The sequence below is a fragment of the Alistipes sp. Marseille-P2263 genome (assembly GCF_018101075.1).
Taxonomy (GTDB): Bacteria; Bacteroidota; Bacteroidia; order Bacteroidales; family Rikenellaceae; genus Alistipes; species Alistipes dispar.
Genome location: NZ_JAGQEJ010000008.1, coordinates 46194 through 72291 on the forward strand (window position 1 = coordinate 46194; position 26098 = coordinate 72291).

Genomic DNA, 26098 nt, shown 5'->3' on the forward strand with positions numbered 1-26098 from the left:
TCCGCCCCGGCGCGGGAAGGTCCCGAAAACGACAAGCGATGAATCTCGAGAAATTCATGCGCCGCCCGGCGTGCGAAGTGCGCATCGGCGGCGTGACCATCGGCGGCGGACACCCCGTCGCCGTGCAGTCGATGACCAACACCGACACCAACGACACGGCCGCGAGCGTGGCCCAGATCGAACGGATCGACCGCGCCGGCGGACACATCGTGCGCCTCACGGCGCAGGGCCGCCGCGAAGGCGAGAACCTCCGCGAAATCGTCCGGCAGTTGCGGGCCGACGGATGCACGGCGGCCGTGGTGGCCGACATCCATTTCACGCCCGAGGTGGCCGCCGTCGCCGCGCAATACGTGGACAAGGTGCGCATCAACCCGGGCAACTACCGCAACGACCGCGGCCAGTTCGAGGCGCTCATCGACACGTGCCGCGCCCGGGGCGTGGCGCTGCGCATCGGCGTGAACCACGGCTCGCTCGCGAAACGGGTGTTCGACCGGTGGGGCGACACGCCGCAGGGCATGGTCGTCTCGGCGATGGAGTTTCTGCGCATCTGCCGCGCGAAGGAGTTCGACCAGGTGACGGTCTCGATGAAGTCGAGCAACACGCGCGTCATGGTGGCCGCCTACCGGCTGCTGGTCGAAGCGATGGAGGCCGAGGGAATGCGCTACCCGATCCATCTGGGCGTCACGGAGGCCGGAAACGGACTGGAGGGGCGCATCAAGAGCGCCGTAGGCATCGGCGCCCTGCTGGCCGACGGCATCGGCGACACGATCCGCGTGTCGCTCACCGAGGCCCCGGAGCACGAAATTCCCGTGGCGCAACTGCTCGTCCGCCACTTCGCCGACCGCCCGGGCATCTTCCCCGTGCGGCATCCCGAACGCTACTCCCCGACCGAATACCGCCGTCGTTCGCGGGTGGCGGTTCCCGTCGTCCACGACGAGCCGCACGACGGCTTCCGCATCCTCGAGGCCCGCTCGGGCAACCCGACGGCCGAACTGCGGGCCGCGATCCTCGACCTCGAACCCGCCGACGCACCGGTCATGGTGGCGTGCCGCTACGACGAGAAGGACCTCGAAACGCTGGCCGTGAAGGCCGCGGCCGACCTGGGGCCGCTGCTGCTCGACGGGCTGGCCGACGGCATCCGGATCGACGCTCCGGGCCATACGGACCGCGAGCTGCACGACATCGAGCTGATGATCCTCCAGGCGGCGCGCGTGCGCTTCTCCCGCACCGAATACATCGCCTGCCCGAGCTGCGGCCGCACGCTCTACGACATCGAAAAGACGCTCGCCGGAATCAAGGCCCGCACGTCGCACCTCAAGAACCTCCGCATCGGCGTCATGGGCTGCATCGTAAACGGCCCGGGCGAGATGGCCGACGCCGACTACGGCTATGTAGGCGCGGGACCCGGGCGCATCACCCTCTACAAGGGGCGCGAGGTCGTCGAACGCGACATCCCGCAGGAAGAGGCGCTCGACCGCCTCGTGGAACTCATCAAACGGAACGGGGAATGGACGGAACCCGACGCCGGACCCCGCGGCGCGGCACGGGCATGACGATCCTTCCGGCGGCATACCTCCCCTCGGTGGAGTACTTCTGGCATCTGGCGCAGGGCGGGTGCGTCGTCGATCTGGGCGAACACTTCGTCAAACGCTCGGAGCGCAACCGCGCGCGGATCCTCGCCACGGACGGCGCGATGGAACTCACCGCCCACGTCCGCCATGCCGACCGCCCCCGCCAGCCGATGCGCGACATGCGCCTCGACTACTCGAAACGCTGGCAGCACCAGCACTGGGGCGCACTCACGGCCTCCTACAAATCCTCGCCCTACTTCGACCACTACGCCCGGCGGTTCGAACCGTTCTACCGCCGCGAATACGCCTTCCTGGCCGACTACGACCTGCAACTCACCGAGCTGCTCTGCTCGCTGGCGCACATCCCGATGCCGGAGGTCTCCGAGCGTTACGTCGAGGCCGCGCCCGGCGACCGGGATCTGCGGCCCAAACGCAGAGAGGGCCCGGCGTTCGCCGCCGAGCCCTATGTCCAGGTATTCTCCGACCGGATGCCCTTCGAAGCTAATTTGTCGTTCGCGGACCTGCTTTTCGCAGAGGGACCTGCAGCCGCTTCGGTTTTAGCACGTTGCCGACCAGAATAGACACGCTGTCGCGCAGCGGCCCGGCGACGGCCTTCACCTCCACGAGACCCGACACGTCCACCGAATCGGACCGGTACTGGCAGGCGGCGTACTCGGTGACGGCCACCGTGTCGGCCCCCACCGTCAGCACGGGAACCCCGGCCGAGGAGTAGATGCGGAACGCCTGCCGCGGCACGTCGCGCAGCCGCCGGTGCTTGTCGGCGATATAGAGCGTCGGGGACTCGGCGTTCCAGAGCGCCCGGTAGAGGTAGTAGGCGTCCTTCCGGTCGCGGCGGTCGAGCGTCACGAGCCCCGAGCCGTTCACGCCGTAGGGGCGCCGCGCGGAGCCGTAATCGAACAGGTTGTCGATCCACACGCCCCAGAAGAGCGAATCCCCTTGCAGGTTGCGGGCGTACTCCTCGTGGAAGCGCGTCTGCTTCTCCTCGGGCATCCAGTTCGAGCGGGGTTCGGCCTGCGCCGTGTAGCTCTTGTGGCCGATGAACCCGCTGCCCCCGTAGGCGACACCCGAACGCAGGTGGGACCAGTTCTTGCGCATCTGGTCGCGCCAGACGGCCACATCGTCCGTCGAACCCTTCCGCCAGCCCACGTTCTGCCGCCAGACGATCAGGTCCGAGACGAAATTGATATTCCCGTTCTGGTCGCTGCACGCCACCGTCGGCCGCGAAGGATCCATCGCACGGGCCGTGCCGACGAGCCGCCGGAGGTAGGGGACCACGTCGTCGCCCCGGGGCCGGAGGCACGAGAAGATTCCCCACATCGCCACCGACGGGTGGTTGATGTTCTGCGCGACGATCTCCCGCAACTGTTCCAGTCCGTTCTCTTCGAACTGCGGCGTGGCATAGTAGGCTATGTCGCCCAGGAAGGGGGCGCTTTGCAGCGGCGTATCGACCCACACCAGAATCCCCCGTTCGTCGCAGCGGTCGTAAAAACGCTGCGAATGGGGCATCACGGCCGAACGCAGGGCGTTGGCCCCCAGGTCGCGCAGCACGGCCAGATCGGCCTCGCCGTCCTCCGGCGTGAGCGCGCCGCCCGAGGAGGCGTTGTCGTGGTAGAGCGTGACGCCGCGCACGGGAATCCGGCGGCCGTTGATCCGCAGCCCGCCCGAGGGTGTCGCTACGATCGAGCGGAATCCCGTGCGGACCGAAACGCGGTCCGTGATACTGTCCTCGCCGATCGAAGCCGTGACGGTGTAGAGCGACGGCGATTCGGGGCTCCACAGCTCCGGCTCCCCGAAAGCGAAGGGCACGACGACCGGTTTGCCGTCGAGCCGTGCGCGCTGCCGCTTCGAGAAGACCGGCCGTCCGTCGGGCGCGGCGATGTCGAGCGTCACCATGCAGGCGTTCCCCTCCTTCGAGACGAGGTGGATTTCGGCCTCGCCCGAAACGGAGAGCGAATCGACCGCCTGCGGATGGACGAGCACGCCGTCCGAGCCGAGGTAGAGGGGCGACACGGCCGTCCGGCCGGTCACGACGAGCTCCACGTCGCGGTAGATGCCGCCATAGAGGTTCATGTCGGTCGAGGTGGGCAGCACGTCGTCCCGGACGCCGTTGCTGACGACCACCAGCAGCGCGTTGTCCTCCCCGAAGCGGACGTAGTCCGTGATCTCGAACGCGAAGGCCGCGGCCCCTCCGCGGTGCGTACCCGCATGGCGGCCATTGACGAACAGGTCGGCCACCGACTGCGCGCCGTAGAACTTCACGAACAGCCGCCGCGAAGCCCACTCCCCGGGAATGTAAATATCGTTCTGGTAGTTGCCCGTCGTTTCGAGCCAGCCCCCCGCCGAGCGGGGATCGGTGTTCCAGGTGTGCGGCAACGTGACATGGCGGGCGTTGTCGCTCGTGTTCTCCGACTTGAAGAAGAAACGCCACCCTTCGTTGAGCGGATACACCTCGCGCGCCCCGGCCGCACAGGCGGCGAAGACGAACAGCAAAGTCGCAAAGATTCGTTTCATGGCGGAACAGTTTTTTTAAATCGGGACGGAATCCGTCCGTGCGGTCCGGAACGCCGGCTTTCCGGAAGCGCCGCCGGAACCCGCACGGGCGCTCCGGCGCATCCCGCCCGGGCGGCGTGCAGGGCCCCTCCCGGAACAAAGGTAATACAAATACCGAAGAAAAGCAACCGTCCTTCCGCACGCTCCGTTCCCGGGAGGCGTCCCGCCCCGGTTCGCCGCGGCCCGCTCCCGCCGACCGCACGGCGGTGTGCATTTTCCGTTCCTTTTTTCGCAATTCATCTTTTTTCCGTATATTTGTCGGGGAACGCCCCGTACGGCACGGGCTGCGCATCCGCCACGCATACATGAGACGATACCTGCTTCTGCTTATCGCGCTGCTGTCGCTGACCCCGGCGGCCCGCGCCGGGAACGAACCGGATTCGCTGCTCCGGACGCTCGACCGCGCCATCGCGGAACGGAGTCTCCGCACGGCCCGCAAGGAGGAGCTGCTCCGCGAGCTGAAACAGCGGCGGGACGCGCAGGAGTCGCTCCGGGACCGCTACCGGATCAACGACGAGATCATCGACAACTACACGTCGTTCGTCTGCGACTCGGCCACGAGTTACATCCACGACAACCTCCGCATCGCCGAAACGCTGGGCGACGAGCGGCTGCGGACCGAAAGCCGCCTGCGGCTGGCCTTCGTCTATTCCCTCTCGGGGCTGTTCGTGCAGGCTTCCGACCTGCTCCGCGCCATCGACTTCGGGGCGCTGACCGCGGACCAGAAGCTCTCCTACTGCTGGACCCGCATCCGCTACTACGAAAACCTGACGCGCTACACCGGCGACGAGGCGCTCGGCGCGGATTACGCCGCCCAGATCCGGGCGCTGCGCGACACGGTCATGTCGCTGCTGCCCGAAGACTCCGAAATGTACCTCAAGGAGAAAGCCTTCCAGTTGCAGGCCGACGGGAGACTGGAGGAGGCCGAAAGGATCCTCACGGAAATCTACCGCGGACAGACGCCCGACACGCACAGCTACGCCATGGCGGCGATGAGCCTGGCCAAACTCTACCGCGAAGCCGGCGACCGGGAGCGGGAGAACCGTTTCCTGAAGCTGGCGGCCCTGACCGACACGCGGCTGGCGGTCAAGGAGAACGAGGCGCTGCTCACGCTGGCCACGAACCTCTTCGAACAGGGCGACATCGAACGGTCGTACAACTACATCTCCTCGGCGCTCAGCGACGCCAACTTCTACAACTCGCGCGTCAAGAATTCGGTCATCGCCCGCGTGCAGCCCATCATCGAGAGCAACTACCTCGACCGCATCGAGACGCAGCGGCGGAACCTGCGCCGCTCGACCATTCTGCTGAGCGTCTTCATCGCCCTGCTGGCCGGGGCGCTCGCCGTCATCGGAATCCAGATGCGCATGGTCTCGCGGGCACGGCGCAACCTTCAGGAGATGAACGGCCAGCTCTCGGAGCTGAACCGGAGCCTCAACGAGGCGAACGTCGTCAAGGAGAAATACATCGGCTACTTCATGAACCGGTGCGCCCTCTATATCAACAAGCTCTGCGCCTACCGCAAGGACGTCAGCCACAAGCTGCGCAGCGGCCAGATCGACCGGCTCAAGATTCCGCCGAAGGAGCAGGACCGGGAGTTCGACGAGCTGTACGCCGAGTTCGACGAGGCGTTCCTGAAACTCTACCCGTCGTTCGTGGAGGAGTTCAACGAACTGCTCAGGCCCGAGGCCCGTTACGAGACGACCGAAGGGAGACTCAACACCGAGCTGCGCATCTTCGCCCTCATGCGGCTCGGACTGACGAACGTGAACCAGATCGCGGAATTCCTGCGCTGCTCGCTCCAGACGGTTTACAACTACAAGAGCAAAATCAAGAGCAAGGCGCAGCCCGGCATCGAGCATTTCGAGGAAGAGGTGCGGAAACTGGGTCAGAACACCTTTGCGAGCGATTCAATGTGATTTACCAAAACGGAGGTGTACGGAAACGACAATACGCTGTAAAATAGCCGCATAGTCGTACAACGCACTTACTTTCCGATCTACTTCGCCCCGCGGCGGGCATGACGGTTTGCGGTTTATTCAGTTTCTTTGTAGTAGCGGATTCCTGCGGAATCCCGGAATCTACGAACCAACTGCTGACACCATGAAACCATTCTGCAACGGAGTATCACGGCTCCGCGCCCGCCTCTGCGGCCATCGCGCCGGAATCCCGGCCACGCACACGATCCCGAACACCGGAAAGAGAGCGCTGCTCGGTCTGCTTCTGCTGACCCTCTCGCCCGTCGCGTCCGCCGCCGCACAGGAACGGCGGCCCGTCTATTTCGTGGACGGGTACCACGGAGGCATCTACGGGCACTATCCCGTCGAGTGGAAGACGCGCTTCATCGTCGATGAGCTGGAGGCGCATCCCGAGTGGCGCATCGGACTGGAGATCGAGCCCGAAACGTGGGACACCGTGGCGCTGCGCACGCCGGCCGACTACGCCCGCTTCAAACGCATCGCCGCCGATCCGCGCATCGAATTCACCAACCCGACCTACGCCCAGCCCTACTGCTACAACATCTCGGGCGAGAGCATCATCCGGCAGTTCGCCTACGGCATCCGGAAGATCCGCAGCCACTTCCCCGACGTGGAGTTCGTCACCTATTCGGTCGAGGAACCGTGCTTCACGAGCAGCCTGCCGCAGATTCTCAGGCTCTTCGGCTTCAAATACGCCTCGCTCAAGTGCCCGAACACCTGCTGGGGCGGCTACACGGCCCCCTACGGCGGCGAACTGGTGAACTGGACCGCTCCCGACGGCACGTCGATCCTCACCTCCCCGCGCTACGCCTGCGAAGAGTTGCAGCCCAACTCCGTCTGGCAGACGACGGCCTGGGGCAACGAGACACCCTACATCGAGGCCTGCATCCGGCAGGACATCGCCCATCCGGTAGGCATGTGCTACCAGGACGCCGGATGGCGCTACGGGCCCTGGATCGGTTCGGGCGACTCGATCCGCAACAACTCGATCTACGTCACCTGGCGCGAATACTTCGAACGCATCTCCGAGGGCCGCACCACGGACGACTACCGATTCCCGCAGGAGGACATGCACGTCAGCCTCATGTGGGGCAGCCAGGTCATGCAGCGCATCGCCCGCGAAGTGCGCCGCGCCGAGAACAGCCTCTCGACGGCCGAGAAGATGGGCGCCATCGCCAACCTCTCGAACGGCTACCTGTACAAACAGGGCGACATGGACGAGGCGTGGCGGACGCTGATGCTCGCCCAGCACCACGATTCGTGGATCGTACCCTACAACGGCCTGCACGGCAAAGGGACCTGGGCCGACCACATCCACCGCTGGACGGCGGCCACCGATTCGATCTGCGCCGGCATCGTCGCCGCGGCCGAGGGGAGCCTCGCTGCGGCCGGAAACGGCAGGAAGGAGTTCGGCATAAGGGTCTGCAACACGCTCGGCACGCCGCGCCGCGAGGTGGTCCGCGCCGCGCTGCCCGAAGGATTCGACGCGGAGGGGGCCGTCGTGCGGGACATCCGCGGGAAGAAGGTCGGCAGCGTCCTCACGACCTCGGACGGGACGAAGAGCCTGCTCTTCGAGGCCGAGGTTCCCGCCTTCGGCTACACGACCTACACCGTCCGGGAAGGCCGTCCGCAGAAGGGAGCGCAGACCGCGCCGCACGCCGCGACGGAGGGCCGCATCGTCGTCGAAAACGACATGTACCGCCTCGAGATCGACCCCGCACGCGGCGGCATCGTCACGAGCCTCGTGGCCAAGCACCTCGGCGGCAGGGAATATGCCGACGCCGGCAGCGACTACGCGCTGGGCGAACTGCGGGGCCACTTCTACGAGGAGGGGCGCTTCCGCTCCTCGACTGAAACACCGGCCGAGGTCTCGGTCCTCTGCGACAACGACCTGGAGAAGCGCATCCGCATCCGCGGCGCCATCGCATCGCACCCCTTCACCGAGACGATCACGCTCCGCAAGGGCGACCGCAAGATCGACTTCGACCTGCGGATCGACTGGAAACACAACGTCGGCATCGGCGAATTCGCCCAGAAGGACGCCTTCAACAAGAACCGCCGTGCCTTCTACGACAGCCGCTACAAGCTCAACGTTTACTTCCCGGTGGCGCTCGACGCCCCCGAACTTTATAAGGACGCGCCGTTCGACGTCTGCAAAAGCCGCCTGAAGGACACCCGCTTCTCGACGTGGGACAACATCAAACACGACATCCTGCTCCACTGGGCCGACCTCGCGGAGCGCGACGGCGGCTACGGACTGGCCCTGCTGACCGACCACACCACCTCCTATATCTACGGCGGCGGTTCGCCGCTCGGACTGACGGTGCAGTACTCCGGCGGCGGGCTGTGGGGCCGCGACTACCCGATCGACCGTCCGACGCACATCCGCTTCGCCGTGGCGGCCCACGACGGAACATGGGACGAGGCGGGCGTCCACGAGGAGAGCCTCCGCTGGAACGAGCCGCTGCTCTGCGACGCCGGGAACACGGCCGCCGGAAGCGCCTCGCTCATCGACGTCGCCGGAAGCGGTTACGAGCTGTCGGCCGCCTATCCCCAGGAGGGAAGCGTCATCGTGCGCCTGTTCAACGCCTCGGGCGACAAAACGCCGCAGACCGTGCGGTTCGGCTTCCCCGTGTCGAAGATCGAGGAGATCGACCTCAACGGCCGCACGACGGGCAGATGCGACGCCGTCGTGCGGGACGGCGAGACCGAAGTCCGGGTCGCCATGCCCCGCTTCGGCCTGAAAACCTTCCGTCTGACCAAATAACAGTCATCCCATGCATAACTACCTCACCCAAGCGACTCTGCTTTTCGCACTGGCGGCCCCGGCGGCGGGGCTCACCGGCTGCTGCGCCCGGGAGGGCGCTGCCGCCGAAGGATTCGACGCGGCCCGTTACGTGAACCCCTTCATCGGCGCGAGCACCAGCACAGCCGCCGCAGGCGTCTATCACGGTCTGGGCAAGACCTTCCCGGGGGCCACGACGCCCTTCGGCATGGTGCAGGTCAGCCCGAACACCATCACGGGCGGCGACAACAGCCCCGGATACAGTTACGAACACACCACGATCGAAGGCTTCGCCTTCACGCAGATGAACGGCGTGGGATGGTTCGGCGAGCTGGGCAACCTGCTCGTCATGCCCACCACGGGCCCGCTGCAAAAGATCGCGGGCAAGGAGGACGGCTCGATCGCCGGCTACCGCTCGCACTACGACAAAACCACCGAAACGGCCCGTGCGGGTTACTACGCGGCCGACCTGACGGACTACGGCATCCGGGTCGAAAGCTCGGCCACGCCCCACTGCGGCATCCTGCGCTTCACCTTCCCCGAGAACGACCTCTCGCGCATCCAGATCGACCTGGCGCGCCGCGTGGGCGGCACTTCGGAGCGGCAGTACGTCGAGGTGATCGACGACCGCACGATCGCCGGATGGATGAAGTGCACCCCGGCCACGGGCGGCTGGGGCAACGGCGAGGGACACGCCGACTACACGATCTACTTCTATGCGCAGTTGAGCGAACCGATGCGGCAGCACGGCTTCTGGAGCGCCGACATCCCCGACACCTGGGTACGCAAGAAGGACGAGGTGGTGAGCATCCCCTACCTGCAACGCGTCGCCCAGGCCCCGGTCGTCACCGGCGAACGGCAGATCGAGGGCAAGCACATCGGTTTCTACACCGAATTCCCGACCCGCGAAGGGCAGCAGGTGGAGTTCAAGGCGGGCATCTCGTTCGTGGACATGGAGGGAGCGCGCAAAAACTTCGAGGCGGAGATCGCCTCGAAAACCTTCGACGAGGTGGCCGGCGAGGCCTATGCGCAGTGGAACCGCGAACTGAACCGCATCCGCATCGAGGGCGGCACGGACGAGGAGAAGACGATCTTCTACACGGCGCTCTACCATACGATGATCGACCCGCGCATCTACACCGACACCGACGGCCGCTACATGGGCGCCGACGGCAAGCCCCGTTCGACCGAAGGCCGCTTCACCAAGCGGACCGTGTTCAGCGGATGGGACGTCTTCCGCAGCCAGATGCCGTTGCAGACGATCATCAACCCCGAACTGGTGGACGACCTGCTCGCCTCGCTGACGACGATGGCCCAGGAGAGCGGTCGGGAGTACTTCGAACGGTGGGAGATCGTGAACGCCTACTCGGGCTGCATGCTCGGCAACCCGGCGCTGTCGGTGCTCGCCGACGCCTATGCCAAGGGCATCCGGGGCTACGACGTCGAACGCGCCTACCGCTACGCGGTCAATACCTCGCGCCTGTTCGGCAACGACTCGCTGGGCTACACCCCCTCGGACCTCTGCATTTCCCACACGCTCGAATACGCCTACACCGACTGGTGCGTCTCGCAGTTGGCCGCACGGCTCGGCAAGACGGAGGACGCGAAGGCCTTCGCGCAGAAGAGCCGGGCCTACCGCAACATCTTCGACAGGGAGAAGGGCTGGTTCCGTCCGCGCCGCGCCGACGGTTCGTGGGCCCCGTGGCCGGAGAACGCCCGCACGACGGAGTGGTACGGCTGCATCGAATCGACCCCCTACCAGCAGGGATGGTTCGTGCCGCACGACGTCGAAGGCATGGTGGAGCTGATGGGCGGCCGCGAGGCCGTGCTGGCCGACCTGAACGAATTCTTCGAGAAGGCCCCCGCGGACATGCACTGGAACGCCTACTACAACCACGCCAACGAACCCGTGCACCTCGTGCCGTTCCTCTTCAACCGGCTGGGCGAGCCGTGGTCCACGCAGCGCTGGACGCGCTTCATCTGCCGCCAGGCCTACGCCGACAAGGTCGAGGGCATCGTGGGCAACGAGGACGCCGGCCAGATGTCGGCCTGGTACGTGCTCGCCGCGGCGGGCATCCATCCCGCCTGCCCGGGCGACACGCGCATGGAGATCACCAGCCCCGTGTTCGACCGCATCGAATTCAGACTCGACCCCCGCTACGCGCAGGGCGGAACGTTCGCCGTCGTGGCGCACGACAACTCGCCCGAGAACATCTACATCCAGCGCGCCGTGCTGAACGGCGAAGAGCTCGCGGCCTCGCACATCGACTTCGCGCAGATCGCCGCGGGCGGCACGCTCGAACTCTACATGGGCCCCGAGCCGAACCGGCAGTGGGGCATCGACAAACCGACCGAAAGGTAAAACCAACAATACCGGCAAACAACATGAAAAACCTGAACGAATGCTGCCGACTCCGGCAGCGGCTTCCTCTGAAGCGATTCGCCCTGTCGGCCGCCGCGGCACTCTTCGCCCTGTCGGCCGCCACGGCGCAGGAGCGCGACTACGTGCAGTACGTGAACACGCTCCAGGGAACCGATTCGCGGTTCGAACTGAGCTACGGCAACACCTATCCCACCACGGCGATGCCCTACGCCATGCACACCTGGTCGGCGCAGACCGGCCCGAACGGCGAAGGGTGGAAATACCAGTACTCCGTGGACAAGATCCGCGGCTTCCAGCAGGCCCACCAGTGCAGCCCGTGGATGAGCGACTACGCCGTCTATTCGCTCATGCCCGAGGTCGGCAAGCTGGTCGTGGACGAGGAGGCGCGCGCCTCGAAGTTCAGCCATGCGAACGAGATCGGCAAGCCCCACTACTACAAGGTGACGCTCGACAACGGCATCACGACCGAAATGGCGCCCACCACGCGCGGCGTGCACCTGCGCTTCACCTATCCCCGGAAGGGCGGTGCGGCCTATCTGGTGCTCGACGGCTACTTCGCCCAGAGCGAGGTGAAGATCGACCCCGAGAAGCGGCGCATCACGGGCTGGGTCAATAACCAGCGCTTCGTGAACCATCCGGAGACCTTCCGCAACTACTTCGTCATCGAGTTCGACAAGCCCTTCGAGGAGTGGGGCACGTGGGAGAACCGCAAGGACGAGGTCTTCGCGGGCAAGACCGAGGGCGCGGGCGACGGCTACGGAGCCTACGTGCGCTTCAAGCCCGGCACGAAGGTGCAGGCCAAGGCCGCCTCATCCTACATCAGCCCCGAGCAGGCGCTCGTAACGCTCGAACGCGAGCTGGGCGCCGACAAGACGCTCGAGGCGACCAAGAAGCGCGGCGCGGCGACGTGGAACGCCCTGCTGGGCCGCATCGACGTGGAGGGCGGCACGGACGAGGAGATCCGCACCTTCTACTCGTGCCTGTTCCGCGCCAACCTCTTCTCGCGCAAGTTCTACGAGCGCGACGCCGAGGGCAACCCCTACTATTACAGCCCCTACGACGGCAAGGTGCACGCAGGGTACATGTACACCGACAACGGCTTCTGGGACACGTTCCGCTCGCAGTTCCCGCTGACGAACATCCTGCACCCCACCATGCAGGGCCGCTACATGCAGGCGCTGCTGGCCGCGCAGGAGCAGTGCGGCTGGCTCCCCTCGTGGTCCGCTCCGGGCGAGACGGGCGGCATGCTCGGCAACCACTCGATTTCGCTGCTGACGGACGCCTGGGTCAAGGGCATCCGCACGTTCGACCCGGCCAAGGCCCTCGAAGCCTACGCCCACGAGGCGATGAACAAGGGCCCGTGGGGCGGCGCCAACGGCCGCGCCGGATGGAAGGAGTACTGGCAGCTGGGCTACGTCCCCTATCCCGAGTCGATGGGTTCGACGGCCCAGACGCTCGAATACGCCTACGACGACTTCTGCGCCTGGCAGCTGGCCCGCATGACCGGCAACAAATTCTACGAGGAGATCTTCGCCCGCGTCATGTATAACTACCGCAACGTCTTCGACCACGAGTCGGGCTTCATGCGCGGACGCCTCAAGGACGGCTCGTGGCTCTCGCCGTTCGATCCCTACGAGTGGGGCGGCCCCTACTGCGAAGGCAACGCATGGCACTACAACTGGTCGGTCTTCCACGACGTGCAGGGACTGATCAACCTCTACGGCAGCGACGAGACGTTCACGCAGAAGATCGACTCGGTGTTCACCCGTCCGAACATCATCAAGCCGGGAACCTACGGCGGCATGATCCACGAGATGAAGGAGATGCAGCTGGCCGAAATGGGCCAGTACGCCCACGGCAACCAGCCCATCCAGCACATGATCTACATGTACAGCTATGCCGGACAGCCCTGGAAGACGCAGTACTGGTCGCGCCAGATCACCTCGCGCCTCTACAACTCCTCCGAGCGCGGATACCCGGGCGACGAGGACCAGGGCGGCATGTCGTCGTGGTACATCCTCAGCTCGCTGGGCATCTACAGCGTATGCCCCGGCACGGACCAGTACGTGCTCGGCAGCCCCGTCTTCCGCAAGGCGACGATCACGATGGAGGACGGCAGGAAGTTCACCATCGAGGCCGCCGGCAACTCGCCCGAAAACGTCTATATCCAGTCCGCCACGCTCAACGGCAAACCGCTGGAGAAGAACTGGATCACCTACGGAGACATCGCCCGGGGCGGCGTCATGCGTTTCGAGATGGGCCCCGAGCCCAACAAGAGCCGCTGCACGTCGAAGGAGGCTTCGCCCTTCTCGCTCTCCCGGCCCGAATAAGCAAAAAGAGACAGCAACACTATGTTCAAAACCCTGAAAATCGCCGCCGTGCTGCTCGCCGGCTCCCAGTTGCTCGCAGCCGGCGGCGCATACGCACAGCCGGACGCCGGACTTGCCGGCAAGGTGAACACCCTGACCGGAACCAAGGGTGCGGGACTGACCTCCGGATACCTCTATCCGGGGGCCACCTACCCCTTCGGCATGGTGCAGTTCACCCCCACCTACTTCTCCAAGCGGGGCGGTTTCGTCATCAACCAACTGAGCGGCGGCGGATGCGCCCACATGGGCAACTTCCCGACCGTTCCCCTGCCCGGACGGCTCGACGTCTCGCCGGGCAACATCCTCGACCACCGCGTGGACATCTCCGCCGAGCGGGGACACGCCGGCTATTACGAGGCCACCGTGGAGGAGCGCATCGGAGCGCAGCTCACGGTGACCGAACGGACGGGCATGGCCCGCTACACCTACCCCGAGGGGGACGAGTTCGGCACGGTCATCATCGGCGCCGGAATCGCCGCCACGCCGATCGAACAGGCGGCCGTGGTCGTCACGGGTCCCTCGAGCTGCGAGGGATACGCCGAAGGAGGCAACTTCTGCGGCATCCGCACCCCCTACAAGATCTACTTCGTGGCCGAGTTCGACGCTCCGGCCGCCGAGACGGGCATCTGGAAGGACGACACGCTCACGCCGGGCGGCCGTTTCGCCGAGGGCAGCACGTCGGGCGTTTACTTCACCTTCGACCTCGGCAAGAGCCGCAACGTCCAGTACCGGATCGGCGTCTCGTACGTCTCGGTGGAGAACGCCCGCGAGAATCTCCGGGCCGAGAACGACACGTGGGACTTCGCCGCCGTGCGGAGCGCCGCCGAAGCGGCCTGGAACCGCTGCCTGGGGCTGATCGAAGTCGAAGGCACGAACCCCGACCGCATCGGGCAGTTCTACACGCACCTCTACCGGGCGCTGATCCACCCGAACCTGTGCAGCGACGTGAACGGCGAGTACATGGGTGCGGATTTCCGCGTCCACAAGACCCGCTCGCGGCAGTACACCTCCTTCAGCAACTGGGACACCTACCGCACGCAGATCCAGCTGCTGGCGATGCTCACGCCCGACGTGGCGTCGGACGTCGTGCTGTCGCACCGCGCCTTCGCCGAACAGTCGGGCGGCGCATACCCCCGCTGGGTGCTGGCCAACATCGAGACCGGCGTCATGCAGGGCGACCCCACGCCGATCCTCATCGCCAACGCCTGGGCCTTCGGCGCGCAGGACTACGACCCCTATCCCCTCTTCCGGATCATGCGCGTGAACGCCGAGGTTCCCGGCGCCACGTCGCAGGGCGTGGAGGAGCGCCCGGGTCTCAGGCAGTACCTCGAAAAGGGGTATTGGAATGCCTCCGAACAGCTCGAATACACCTCCGCGGACTTCGCCATCGGCCAGTTCGCGCTGCACGCCGTAGGCGACGAGTTCGCCTCGTGGCGCTATTTCGGCTACGCCCGCTCGTGGCGCAACCTCTACAACCCCGAGACCGGATGGTTGCAGTCGCGCAACGCCGACGGCTCCTGGAAATCGCTCGGCGAGGACTGGCGCGAATCGACCTACAAGAACTACTTCTGGATGGTTCCCTACGACCTGGGAGGTCTGATCGAGACGATCGGCGGCAAGGCCGCGGCCGAAAAGCGCCTCGACGAGTTCTTCGTGCGCCTCGACGCCGGCTACGGCGACGAATGGTTCGCCTCGGGCAACGAGCCGAGCTTCCACATTCCGTGGATCTACAACTGGGTGGGCCGTCCGGACAAGACCGCGAAGGTCATCAACCGCACGCTCAACGAGCAGTATTCGAGTGCGATCGACGGTCTTCCGGGCAACGACGACCTGGGGACGATGGGCGCATGGTACGTCTTCGCCTGCTCGGGCCTCTACCCGATGATCCCCGGCGTGGGCGGCTTCACGCTCAACACGCCGATCTTCGAGCGGGTGACGATGCACCTCAAGCACGGCGACCTCACGATCACGGGCGGCTCGGAGACGAAGATCTACACCACGGGGCTGAAGGTGAACGGCCGCGCGCACGACCGTGCATGGATCGACTGGAAGGAGCTTTCCGACGGCGCGACGCTCGAGTTCACGACGTCGGCGAAACCCGCCGGACGCTGGGGGCAGAGCGAGCTTCCCCCCTCCTACGAATAACGACAAAACCCGAAAAAAGAAAACGGATATGAAAAAAATCGCATGGATTCTGGCGGCCGCCCTGCTGGCGGGCACGGCCGCCCCGGCGCAGACGATCGCGCCGTTCAAGGACGGCGACCGCGTGGTGTACCTGGGCAACAGCATCACCGACGGCGGCCACTACCACTCCTACATCTGGCTCTACTACATGACCCGCTTCCCGGAGATGAACCTCCGCATGTACAACGCGGGCATCGGCGGCGAGACGGCCGGCGGCATGTTCAAACGCCTCGACGGCGACGTGTTCAGCAAGCGCCCGACGGTGCTGACCGTGACCTTCGGCATGAACGACACGGGCTACATGGAGTACAACGGCGACAATCCCGAGGCATTCGGCGAGGCCCGCTACAAGGAGTGCTTCGAGAACTACAAGAAAATGGAGAAGCGCCTCGAAGGGCTCGACGGCGTGCGCGTGGTGATGATCGGCAGCTCGCCCTACGACGAGACGGCCCGTATCGAGGGCAACACGCCCCTGCGCGGCAAGAACGCCGTCATGCAGCGCGTCGTGGAGTTCCAGAAGGCGTCGGCCGACGCCCACGGCTGGGAGTTCATCGACTACAACGCTCCGCTGGTCGAGGTCGGCCGGCAGCAGCAGGCCGTCGATCCGTCGTTCACGCTCACCGGCGGCGACCGCGTGCACCCCGACAACGACGGCCACATGGTGATGGCCTACCTCTTCCTCAAGGCGCAGGGATTCGCCGGCAAGGAGGTGGCCGACATCCGCATCGACGCCGCGAAGGGCGAGGTGCTCGAAAGCGCGAACTGCAAGATCTCGAACCTCCGCAAATACGGCCGCGAACTTTCGTTCGACTACCTGGCCAACTCGCTGCCCTATCCGATGGACACCGTGGCCCACGGCTGGGGCATGAAGCGCGGACAGGCCAATGCCGCGAAGCTGGTTCCCTTCGTCGAGGAGATGAACCGCGAGATGCTCACCGTGAAGGGCCTCAAAGGCAACTACTCCGTGCTGATCGACGGCGAGAAGATCGGCACGTGGAGCGCCGGGGAACTCGCCGAGGGCATCAACCTCGCCGAAATCGTATGGACCCCGCAGTACCAGCAGGCGCTCGCCGTGATGCACCTGAACGAGTACCGCTGGGAGATCGAGCGCAACTTCCGCGACTACGCCTGGATGCAGTACGACTTCTTCCAGGACCACGGGCTGCTCGACGCCAACGACCGCCACGCCGTCGAGGTACTCGACCGCGAGAAGAGCAAGAACGGCTGGGTGGGCATCCACCGCGAGAACTACTCGAAGCTCATGCACCCCGCCGTCCGCGAGGCGCGCGAAAAGGAGCAGGAGCTGCTCATCGAGCAGATCTACCGGATCAACAAGCCCGTCGTGCGGAAGATCGAGCTGCACAGGAACTGATCCTCTCCCGCAGGGACGACAACCCCGAAAACCCCGGAAATGCACGGTGCATTTCCGGGGTTTTCCTTATGAGCGACGCGCACCCCGAAGCGTCCGGAAGCGGCGCAGCGACCGCATCTCCGTTCCCGGCCCGTTTCCACTCGCCAGGAGGGACACGGCGGGAACAGCGGAAAAACCCTCCGCAGAAACACCGGGAACCGTCCATACAATGCCAACCACCCCAAAAAAAGCGCCGCGCAGAAAAAGCTTACGCCCGAAGCGTGCCGCCCGGAAAAAAGCGCAGGATTCCGCGAAAAAAGCCGCAAAAAAAGGACGCCGGCTGCCTCACGGCGCTGGCGTCCCAACCAAAACCAAATTACTTGTTGCCTTGCATCGGGGCGGCGGGCTGCGCCGTCCCCTCCGCGATCGCCGGCCGTCCCTACTTGCGTTCGAGACGGTCGAGCGATTGGGTGATGTCCCGCGAGATCGAGATCGAGATCAGCTGGATGGCCCCGATGATGAGGAGCGCATAGCGGATCGCGAAGGTATCCGACAGACATATGGTCAATGCGATGAAGAGTCCGCAACCGAAAAACCGGCCCAGGTAGAGGGCGAATTCGTGGATGAAGATATAGGCATAGGAGTTGCGGTTCTCCTTCCGGCTCACGTAGTCGATCACACGCAACTGGATCGGGAAATAACCCAGGTCCATGAGCGGGCGTCCCAGCACGAGACAGAGCATGAAGACGATCACGCCCGTCGCCGAGTAGAGCACGGCGTTGAAGGCGCCGCCCAGCGCGAAAAGCAGCAGACCCGCCGAGAAGATCGCCACGCGGTGACGCGACGAGGTGAAACGGCCCAGCAGGTAGAGCAGCACGGCCGACACCAGCGCGCCGATCGACTGCAACGTCCCGAGCGTCGTCTCGTTGCCCACGAGCGTCATCACGAGCATCGAGGGCGCCGTGACGATGTAGCCCTGCGCGATGCCCTTCAGCACGGCCAGCCGCATCATCTTGTTCCACAGCCTGTCGAAGCGGAAGTAAATGAACCGCTCCCTGGCCGGGCTGGCGAAACGGCCGCGGCAGACCACCGCCGAAGCGACGATCGTCAGCACGAAGACGAACACCGTCACCAGCTTGTAGGCGAAGTTGATATTGCCCGCGAACCAGCCGTGATCGGCCGTCGCGCCCAGAAACGCGCCGATCATGCCCGGCACGACGACGCTGGCCACCGTATTGAAGAAGCTCTCCAGACCGTAATAGTAGTTGCGGTTGCCGTCGTCCGTCGAACTCAGGGCCAGGAAGTCGCGGTTGGCCCAGAAGAAGCCGTAGGAGAGGCCCATGATAAGCCCCGCGACGATGATTCCGCCCAGCGCGAGCGTCTCGAGCGACATCATCACGGCCATCGACACGCCGCTGAGCAGCATGCCGAACGAATAGAGGTGCGTGATCCGGACGTGCCGCATCAGGAATCCGTTGAAAAAGAACGTAAGGGGGATGCCCGTATAGACGGCCAGCTGGTAACCCACGACGTAGGCCAGCTCCGAACTGTTGCGCATGATATACGTGCCGACGAAAAGCTCCACGACGGGCAGCACGAATGCGTAGAGCATGTTCGTCAGGAGCAGGACCCGCATGTTGAACGGGTAGGTGCCGAAGTGTCTGATTTCCGAAAAGGCCCGGCTGAAGATACCGCCTTTCGGGCCTGCGACGGTCGTTTCTTTCATGTCAGTAGCTGGTAGTATTGCTCTGCAAAGATAGCCCCCGAGGGGGATCGCAGAGTATACTATTGTACCCGAAACGTATCTTCCGCCGGGGGAAAGCGGCTTTTGGGAGCGATCAGCGCTCCTTTTCGCGCATCTCCTTCGGCGACATGCGGTACACTTTGGCGAATTCGCGGTAGAAGTAGGACTTGTTGTTGAAGCCCGAACAGAACATGATCTCCTGGATCGTCATGCCGGTCGTCCGCAGCAGGTGCGTGGCGTGCTTGAGCTTCACCGAACGGATATACTCGCTCGGCGTCATCTGCGTAATCTCCTTGATCTTGCGGTAAAGCCCCATGCGGCTCACGCACATCTTGTCGCAAAGGAAGTTCAGCGACAGGTTCTCGTCCACGAGGTTCTCCTCGATCGTCCGCGTGAGCTGCACGATGAACTTCTTGTCGTCGGCGTCGATCGTGCTGCCCTCGTAAACGTCCGAGGTGGAGATCGCCGAGTTGTAGTAGTTGCGCAGCGACTGCCGGTCGGTCAGAATCCGGTGCACCACGGCCAGCAGGTGCTTGGGATGGAACGGCTTGGAGATGTACGCCTCGCCGCCCAGCTCGTAGCCGTGTATCTCCTGCTCCACGTCGGTCTTGAACGTGAGGAAGACGAACGGAATGTAACGCGTGATTTCGTTCTCCTTGAGGTAGCGCAACAGCCCGAGGCCGTCGAGGTTCGGCATGCTGATATCGCTGATGATCAGGTCCGGACGCCGGCGCTTGAGGATGTCGATCGCCTCCACGCCGTCGGCGGCCCGCAGCACGGTGTACTCGCCGCCCAGAATCTCGCCGATCAGGTCGCGTATCTGCTCCTCGTCGTCCACCACCAGGATCACGGCCCTGTCCCCCTCGTCGTGCGGCTGCGCCTCGGTCCGCGTTTCCTCCTCCGCCTCGGGAAGCGGCACGCCGGCTCCCGCCTGCGCCTCCGTCCCCACGATCCGGTCGCGGCTCACCTCGGGCAGCGACAGCGTGAAGGTCGTGCTTTCGCCCGTCTTGCTGACGACCGCGATCTCGCCCGAGAGCGTCTTGGCCAGACTCTGCGCCAGCGCCAGCCCGATTCCGTTGCGCATGATGCGCCCCTCGTGGGCCGAACGCTCGAAATTGTCGAGAATCTCGAACCGGTTGAAGACATTCGCGATGTCCTCGGGCTTGATGCCCTTGCCCGAATTGGCGATGCGGAACGTCGTCCGCCCCCGTTCGCGGAGCAGCGTCATTTCGATCCAGCCGCCGGCGGGCGTGTATTTGTAGGCGTTGGAGACGAGGTTGTAGAGAATCTTCTCCAGCGCATCGCGGTCGCTCACGATCACGACGTCGGCCTCGGGGAGCGACATGCGCAGGTCGATGCGGCGCTGCCCGTTCACCTCGTTGAAGTTGTCGGCGATCGAGGAGAGCAGCTCCGAGACATTGACCTCGGCGTAACGCGGTTCGTAATGGCCCGTATCCACCCGGCGGAAGTCCATCAGTTCGCCGATCAGGCGCTGCATCCGCGCGGCGTTGTTCTTGACGATGCGCACGTGGCGGGCGACGTCGGGCGAGAGCGTGTAGCTGCTCAGCAACTGCTCGCCCGAGCCGTAGATCAGCGTCAGGGGCGTGCAGAACTCGTGAGCGACGGAGGTGAAGAAGCGGAGCTTCGCCTCGTAGCTGTCGCTCTGCTGCCGGCGGGTCATCGACTCGATCAGGAGCCGCCGCCGCTGCTCGATGCGCTCGTTGGCGATGAAATAGATCGCGTAAACGGCCCCGGCGGCCAGCAGCAGGTAGATCACATAGGCCCCCGTCGTGTTCCACCACGGCGGCCGGACGCGGATGCGCAGCGACGCCACGCGGTCGCCCCAGACCTTGTCGCCGTTGGTCGCCCGCACCGAGAACTCGTAGGAGCCCGGCGGCACGTTGGTGAACACGGCCGTATTGTCCGTTCCGGCATAGACCCAGTCGTCGTCGAATCCCCTGAGGATATAGGCATACTCGCAGCTCTCGTTGCGGATATACTCCAGCGCCGAGAACTGGATGCTGAAGAAGTTCTCGCCGTGCGAGAGGACGATCTCCCTGTCGGCGCGGAAATCGGAGAGCGGCCGCTGCCGGACCGAGAACGAATTGATGAGCACGGGCGGCGCATAGCTCCGCATGCGGATATTGTCCGGATCGAAGCGGTTGAAGCCGTCCACGCCGCCGAAGTACATCTTCCCGTCGCGGCCGCGGTAGTAGGCGCCGTCGGAGAACTCGTTGTTCTGCAACGCCTTGAACTTGTAGTAGCCGACGACCTGCCCCGACACGGGATCGAGGCGCGCCAGCCCCTTGTTGGTGCTCAGCCACAGCAGGCCCACATCGTCCTCCAGGATGCCGTGTATCGTGTTGTTCGGCAGCCCCTCCTTCTCGGTGTAGCGTTCGAAGCCGATTCCGCCGTCCGCGTCGCGGCAGAGGCGGTTCAGGCCGTAGCCGGTCCCGACCCAGAGGGTCGAGTCGCGGCCCGTGTAGAGCGAGAGTATGTCGTTGCTGCTGATCGGCCGGTCGCCCGAAGAGGTCGTATAGCGGGCGAAACGGCCGCTGCGGGGATCGAACAGATTCAGCCCCCCGCCGCGCGTACCGACCCACAGCCTGCCGTCGCCGGCCGGGGCGATCGAGAAGACGACGTTGTTGCCCAGCGACGTGTCGTCGGATTTGTCATTGACGTAGATGCGCTGCTCGCGGATCGTGTAGCGGCCGTCGTCGGAGCGGTCGAGCCGCAGGCCGACCAGCCCGTAGCCGTTCGTCCCGAGCCAGAGCATCCCGTTCGCCGGATCGCGCCGGATCGCATAGACCGATCCGAAGCGGGTCCCCTCCAGCGGTTCGATCGGCGAAATGCGCCCCGTCGAGAAGTCGAGCACGTCGATTCCCACGCCGTCGTGCCCGATCAGCATGTCGTTCCCGTACCCCTCGGCCAGCGCATAGACGAACGGGTTGTCCAGCCCGTTCGAACGGTCGTACACCCCGCCCGGCGAACCGTCGGCCCGCAGGACATAGATGCCGTTGCCCTTCGTGGCGACATACATGTCGCCGCGGCCGTCCTCGAAAAACGCCCGGACCGGACTGCTCTTGCCGCCGAATATCCGCCGGTTGTCGGTCTTGTTGAACTCGATGTCGTCCTCGTACAGCTCCAGAACGCCCTGCCCGTCGGTCCCGGCCCACAGGATCTGCTGGCTTCCGCTGAGCAGCGACAGGACATTGACGCCCGCAAGCTCCGGCACATCGGCAAACCGCCGCGTCACGGGGTCGTAGAACCGCGCGCCCGAGGCTCCGAACGCGAACACCAGCCGCCCGTCGGGCAGTTCGGCCGCGGCGCACACGCCGTCCTTCGAGGGCGGAGGAGCCTCCGCCAGCGCGGAGACCCCGCCCGTCCGGCGGTCGTAGGCGAAAATCGTCGAATCCGCCGTCGCCGCATAGATCGTCCGGAGGCATTCGAACAGCGCCTCGACGCTCCCGTCGGGGAACAGCTCCTCCGTCTCCCGCACCTCCGGATCGCCCGCCGCCGGGAGGGCGTAGCGCATCCGCACCAGCCGGCCGCGGACCGTATGCAGCAGCAGCGTGTTCGGCGCGGGCGCATAGACGCCGCGTATTTCCGAGGAGTTGAAATGCGGGATGTTGAACGCCGCCAGACGCTGCGTCCGGGCGTCGTAACGGGCGATCCCCCACCCCGTAGCGGCACAGAAGACCTCCCCGTCCGGAGAGGCCGCGACCGAGAAGACCCGCTCCCCGGCCGGACCGCTCTGTTCGTATCCCGGATAGAAGCGGTCGATGCGGTCGCGGCGCGTGTCGATGCGGTTGATGCCGTAGTCGGTGGCCACCCAGACGATACCCGCCGCCTCTTCGACGATGTTGCGGATCACGTTGTTCGAGATCGTGTTCGGATTGTCGGGTTCGAACTTGTAGGTGCGGAACCCCGAGCCGTTGTAAACGTTCAGCCCGTCCCACGTGCCGAACCACATGAGCTGCGAGGAGTCCTGGTAGATGCAGGTCACCGAACTGTTCGACAAACCGTTGTCGTTGGTGAGCGCGCCGCGGCGGATCGCTGCGCCGGCGAACGGCGCAGCCGCGAGCGCCGCGCCCAGAAACAGGATAAGAAGCTTTTTCGTCATACGCACGGGCTGGTGCGTACAAAGATAGGACTTTTTCCGGAACCGCACCCCGCATCCGGCGCGGAAAGATACGGAATCGGCCCGAAAAGACGAGGATCGCGGCGGAGCCGTGCCCGCCGCGATCCTGTGCCGCGCGCGAATGGATGCGCCCGGGGCGCACGAAGAGCCCGGAGGTGCGGACCGCGCCGCCCGCACCCCGGGAAAAGACGGTCAGTAACGCTTCGCGTCGTTCGTCCAGTCGTCCGTGCGGAACGGTCCGGCCGGAAGCCCCGCGCCGTTGTAAAGGTTGCAGACGGGATTGTTCGCCCAGGCGTAGCGCACGGCCACGGGGAAGGCCACCTCGTCCGACGATACGACCACCTCGTCGCCCTCGATCACGGCCTTCGCCGCGTGGAAGCGGTGGTCGCCGCCGGCGATCCAGAAGCCCTCGACCGGACCGCCGTCCGCGGTCTTCAGTCCGCCGTCCGTATGCGAGAAACGGATGCGGATCTCGCCGTCGCCCAGCGTGTAGGACTCGAAGAGGGGACCCGAATAGGGGATCCGCTCGCCGTAGGTCTGCGCCCGGGCGATGAGCGAGAGACGCCGCCCCACCTCGGGCTTGTTCTTCGGGTGGATGTCCTCCGCCTCGCCGATGTCGATGATGACGGCCAGCCCCGTATTCTCCAGATTGAGCGTCTCGGCCTGCGCCTCGCGCAGCTCGGCCCACTCCGACTCCTCGGGGCCCTCCTGCGCCTTCATGTAGTTGGCCAGTTGGACGATGTAGAAGGGGAAGTCGTAGCCCCACTGGCGGCGCCAGTCGCGGATCATCAGCGGCAGCAGGTCGCGGTACTGCGCGGCGCGGGCCACGTTGGCCTCGCCCTGATACCAGATCGCGCCGCGGATGCCGTAGCCCACGAGCGGGTGGATCATCGCATTGTAGAGGAACGTCGGATAGTTGGGCTCCGTGGCGGTATTGACCGGCAGCTCGGGCGCCTCGCCCAGCCCCAGGCCGAGCTTGTACTTCCACGCTCCGGCCAGCGGGATGAACTCCTTATCCGAGCGGCGCAGCGCCATGCTGTTCGGATCGCCGTAGATGCCGCCCTTGCCGCCCGTGTCCATCACGCGCACGGCGATCGTCGCCTTGCCCGCCTTGACGAGCGACGCCGGAACCGTATAGCTGCGGAAAGCCATACAGCCCTCGGTGTGGCCGACCTCCACGCCGTTGAAGTAGGTGAAGTCGTTGTCGTCGATGACGGCCAGATCGAGCTTCAGCTCCTTGCCAGCCCACGACGCGGGAATCTCCACGGTCTTGCGCATCCAGAGGAAGCCGCTGAATCCGTCGAGCCCCTGATCCTGCACGAACCCGGGTGCGGCGATCTCGCGCCAGGCCGCGTCGTCGAACGACGTCTCGACCCAACCGGTCTTACCCTTCTCGAAGGCCGGGTCCACGAGGGCCATCTCGCCGCGCCACGCCTCCATGTCCTCGACGAAGATCCGGTTGCGCGCCTCGGTCGATTCGGGCAGCGTCTTCACCTTCTCGACCCGCTTGCGGAAATAGGGGATGTCCGCGAGCGCACCGCCGCTGGTCCACGCCTCGGCCAGCGTACCGCCCCAGCAGGTCTCGATCAGGCCGACGGGCACGTCGAGGTTCCGGTGCAGCTCCTTGCCGAAGAAATAGCCCGTCGCCGAGAAGTCGGCCACGTTCTCCGCCGAGCAGACCTGCCAGCCGCCGTGGCGCACCTTCGCGTCGGCGAGCGGCGCGGGGCTGGTCGAGTTGTCGATATGCAGCAGACGGATGTTCCGGTAGCCGTCGGCCTCCTTCAGCTCCCGCTCCATGTTCGTCACGCGGTCGGCCACGCGCATCTCCATGTTCGACTGTCCCGAGCAGATCCATACCTCGCCGACGAGGACGTTCTTCAGCTCGACGGGCCTGCCGTCCGAAATCGTCACCGTGTAGGGACCGCCCGCCGAGGGGGTCTCCACGGCCGTCGTCCAGCGGCCCGAGGCATCGGCCGCGGTCTCGTAGCTGCGGCCGTTCCACGAAGTAGTGATCCGCACGGTGCGGCCCGGTGCGGCCTCGCCCCAGAATTTCACGTCGCTCCGCTGTTGCAGCACCATGTTGTCGGTAAAGATGGCGGGCAGCTTCACGTCCGCCAGCAGCCGGAGGGGCAGCAGCCCCGCCAGCAGCAGAAAAATCGGTTTGCAGATTCTCATTGTCTCGAAATTTGACGCCAGGTCGCGCGCGCCGCGCACCGGGGAGCGGTCCCGCCCTCCGGCGCGAAGGCGCGCCGGGGACCTATTCGTAGATGAAATATTTCTTGTTCGTTCCCTGGATCTTGTTGATGGCCGGAACGACGATCCGCTCCATCACCTTGTACCCTTCGCCGTTGGGGTGGCTGCCTTCGGGCGAATACTCGGCGCGCATGGCCTTGTCCTCGCCCACCATCGGAGTAAAGTAATCGACCCACTCCACGCCTTCGGTCGCCTCGGCGTACTCCCTGAGCATCTTGTTCAGCTTCGGGATGATCTTCGCCGGCTCGACCTGCGGCCGCCAGTTGAAATAGGCGGCGGGGGTCACGGAGCAGAGCAGCACCTTGATTCCGTTGAATTTGGCCAGTTCGCACATCGACACGATATTCTGGAAGGTGTTCTCCAGGGCGATATAGCCGTTGTTCATCGCAATGTCGTTCGTTCCGGCGAGGATCGCCACGACCCGGGGACGGAGCTCGATGACATCCTGCCGGAAGCGCACGAGCATCTCCGAGGAGGTCTGCCCGCCGATGCCGCGGCACGCGAAGTTGTTCTTCTTGAAGAAGTCGGGATGGTAGTTGAACCACCCCTCGGTGATGGAGTTGCCCATGAAGACCACCTCGGGTTCCACGGTCAGGTTCCTGTTCACCTGGGCGAAGGCACGCAGCCCGGCCCAGTCGCGGTAGAGCATGTCCGAATAGTTCTGCCCCCGCGAAGCGCCCGCCGCAAAGAGGCAGAGCGCGAAAGTCGCAATCAGTTTTTTCATTTCGGTCGTTTGATTTAAGTCCGTTATCTTCTCCGGCCCGGCG

Annotated in this window: 13 protein-coding genes; 8 read left to right on the forward strand and 5 right to left on the reverse strand. The window is 65.1% G+C overall.

From position 1 onward, the window contains the following. The first annotated feature begins 38 nt into the window (after nucleotides 1-38). Together ispG and KB554_RS10240 are read left to right on the forward strand one after the other, a co-directional pair. Nucleotides 39-1553: a (E)-4-hydroxy-3-methylbut-2-enyl-diphosphate synthase gene (gene ispG, locus KB554_RS10235; RefSeq protein WP_211035954.1), complete on the forward strand. Its 1515-nt coding sequence runs from the start codon at nucleotides 39-41 to the stop codon at nucleotides 1551-1553. Beyond that, entirely contained in the window at nucleotides 1508-2152 is a 645-nt protein-coding gene (locus KB554_RS10240) for a WbqC family protein (RefSeq protein ID WP_242116338.1), read from the forward strand. Before ispG ends, KB554_RS10240 begins: the two co-directional genes overlap by 46 nt. On the opposite strand, the gene KB554_RS10245 is transcribed toward KB554_RS10240, so the two are convergent. After that, nucleotides 2073-4103 carry a glycoside hydrolase family 2 TIM barrel-domain containing protein gene (locus KB554_RS10245; protein ID WP_211035956.1) on the reverse strand — a complete coding sequence of 677 codons (2031 nt, stop codon included), beginning with the start codon at nucleotides 4101-4103 and terminating at the stop codon, nucleotides 2073-2075. The genes KB554_RS10240 and KB554_RS10245 overlap by 80 nt on opposite strands. Before the next feature lie 344 nt (nucleotides 4104-4447). Here KB554_RS10245 and KB554_RS10250 point away from each other — a divergent pair, with 344 nt between their 5' ends. The 6 genes from KB554_RS10250 to KB554_RS10275 all read left to right on the forward strand — a co-directional run bounded on the left by KB554_RS10250 (nucleotide 4448) and on the right by KB554_RS10275 (nucleotide 17214). Further along, entirely contained in the window at nucleotides 4448-6061 is a 1614-nt protein-coding gene (locus KB554_RS10250) for a DUF6377 domain-containing protein (RefSeq protein WP_211035957.1), read from the forward strand. Nucleotides 6062-6245: 184 nt separating this feature from the next. Then, the gene (locus tag KB554_RS10255) at nucleotides 6246-8888 is read left to right on the forward strand and encodes a glycoside hydrolase family 38 C-terminal domain-containing protein (protein WP_211035958.1); all 2643 of its coding nucleotides are present in this window, start codon (nucleotides 6246-6248) and stop codon (nucleotides 8886-8888) included. A gap of 10 nt (nucleotides 8889-8898) precedes the next feature. Beyond that, a complete protein-coding gene (locus KB554_RS10260; protein WP_211035959.1) occupies nucleotides 8899-11268 on the forward strand; it encodes a GH92 family glycosyl hydrolase in 2370 nt (789 codons plus the stop codon). Nucleotides 11269-11291: 23 nt separating this feature from the next. Further along, complete coding sequence (locus tag KB554_RS10265; protein ID WP_242116337.1) at nucleotides 11292-13619, forward strand: GH92 family glycosyl hydrolase; 2328 nt, start codon at nucleotides 11292-11294, stop codon at nucleotides 13617-13619. A gap of 21 nt (nucleotides 13620-13640) precedes the next feature. After that, nucleotides 13641-15803, forward strand: coding sequence for a GH92 family glycosyl hydrolase (locus tag KB554_RS10270; protein ID WP_211035960.1), 2163 nt, complete (start codon nucleotides 13641-13643; stop codon nucleotides 15801-15803). Nucleotides 15804-15831: 28 nt separating this feature from the next. Beyond that, the gene (locus KB554_RS10275; RefSeq protein ID WP_211035961.1) at nucleotides 15832-17214 is read left to right on the forward strand and encodes an SGNH/GDSL hydrolase family protein; all 1383 of its coding nucleotides are present in this window, start codon (nucleotides 15832-15834) and stop codon (nucleotides 17212-17214) included. A 418-nt stretch (nucleotides 17215-17632) separates the two neighbouring features. Here KB554_RS10275 and KB554_RS10280 read toward each other — a convergent pair whose 3' ends face one another. The 4 genes from KB554_RS10280 to KB554_RS10295 all read right to left on the reverse strand — a co-directional run bounded on the left by KB554_RS10280 (nucleotide 17633) and on the right by KB554_RS10295 (nucleotide 26055). Further along, complete coding sequence (locus tag KB554_RS10280) at nucleotides 17633-18919, reverse strand: MFS transporter (RefSeq protein WP_211035962.1); 1287 nt, start codon at nucleotides 18917-18919, stop codon at nucleotides 17633-17635. Nucleotides 18920-19031: 112 nt separating this feature from the next. Continuing rightward, nucleotides 19032-23060: a two-component regulator propeller domain-containing protein gene (locus KB554_RS10285; RefSeq protein WP_211035963.1), complete on the reverse strand. Its 4029-nt coding sequence runs from the start codon at nucleotides 23058-23060 to the stop codon at nucleotides 19032-19034. Nucleotides 23061-23270: 210 nt separating this feature from the next. Next, a complete protein-coding gene (locus KB554_RS10290; protein WP_211035965.1) occupies nucleotides 23271-25253 on the reverse strand; it encodes a sialate O-acetylesterase in 1983 nt (660 codons plus the stop codon). 82 nt (nucleotides 25254-25335) lie between these two features. Then, complete coding sequence (locus KB554_RS10295; RefSeq protein WP_141428453.1) at nucleotides 25336-26055, reverse strand: GDSL-type esterase/lipase family protein; 720 nt, start codon at nucleotides 26053-26055, stop codon at nucleotides 25336-25338. Nucleotides 26056-26098 lie beyond the last annotated feature (43 nt).

Bases quoted from the DNA above. Each gene is read 5' to 3' on its own strand.
- KB554_RS10270 (WP_211035960.1), top strand. From the start codon at position 13,641: ATGTTCAAAACCCTGAAAATCGCCGCCGTGCTGCTCGCCGGCTCCCAG.
- KB554_RS10250 (WP_211035957.1), top strand. From the start codon at position 4,448: ATGAGACGATACCTGCTTCTGCTTATCGCGCTGCTGTCGCTGACCCCG.
- KB554_RS10290 (WP_211035965.1), bottom strand. From the start codon at position 25,253: ATGAGAATCTGCAAACCGATTTTTCTGCTGCTGGCGGGGCTGCTGCCC.
- KB554_RS10280 (WP_211035962.1), bottom strand. From the start codon at position 18,919: ATGAAAGAAACGACCGTCGCAGGCCCGAAAGGCGGTATCTTCAGCCGG.
- ispG (WP_211035954.1), top strand. From the start codon at position 39: ATGAATCTCGAGAAATTCATGCGCCGCCCGGCGTGCGAAGTGCGCATC.
- KB554_RS10245 (WP_211035956.1), bottom strand. From the start codon at position 4,103: ATGAAACGAATCTTTGCGACTTTGCTGTTCGTCTTCGCCGCCTGTGCG.
- KB554_RS10295 (WP_141428453.1), bottom strand. From the start codon at position 26,055: ATGAAAAAACTGATTGCGACTTTCGCGCTCTGCCTCTTTGCGGCGGGC.
- KB554_RS10240 (WP_242116338.1), top strand. From the start codon at position 1,508: ATGGACGGAACCCGACGCCGGACCCCGCGGCGCGGCACGGGCATGACG.
- KB554_RS10275 (WP_211035961.1), top strand. From the start codon at position 15,832: ATGAAAAAAATCGCATGGATTCTGGCGGCCGCCCTGCTGGCGGGCACG.
- KB554_RS10255 (WP_211035958.1), top strand. From the start codon at position 6,246: ATGAAACCATTCTGCAACGGAGTATCACGGCTCCGCGCCCGCCTCTGC.
- KB554_RS10285 (WP_211035963.1), bottom strand. From the start codon at position 23,060: ATGACGAAAAAGCTTCTTATCCTGTTTCTGGGCGCGGCGCTCGCGGCT.
- KB554_RS10265 (WP_242116337.1), top strand. From the start codon at position 11,292: ATGAAAAACCTGAACGAATGCTGCCGACTCCGGCAGCGGCTTCCTCTG.
- KB554_RS10260 (WP_211035959.1), top strand. From the start codon at position 8,899: ATGCATAACTACCTCACCCAAGCGACTCTGCTTTTCGCACTGGCGGCC.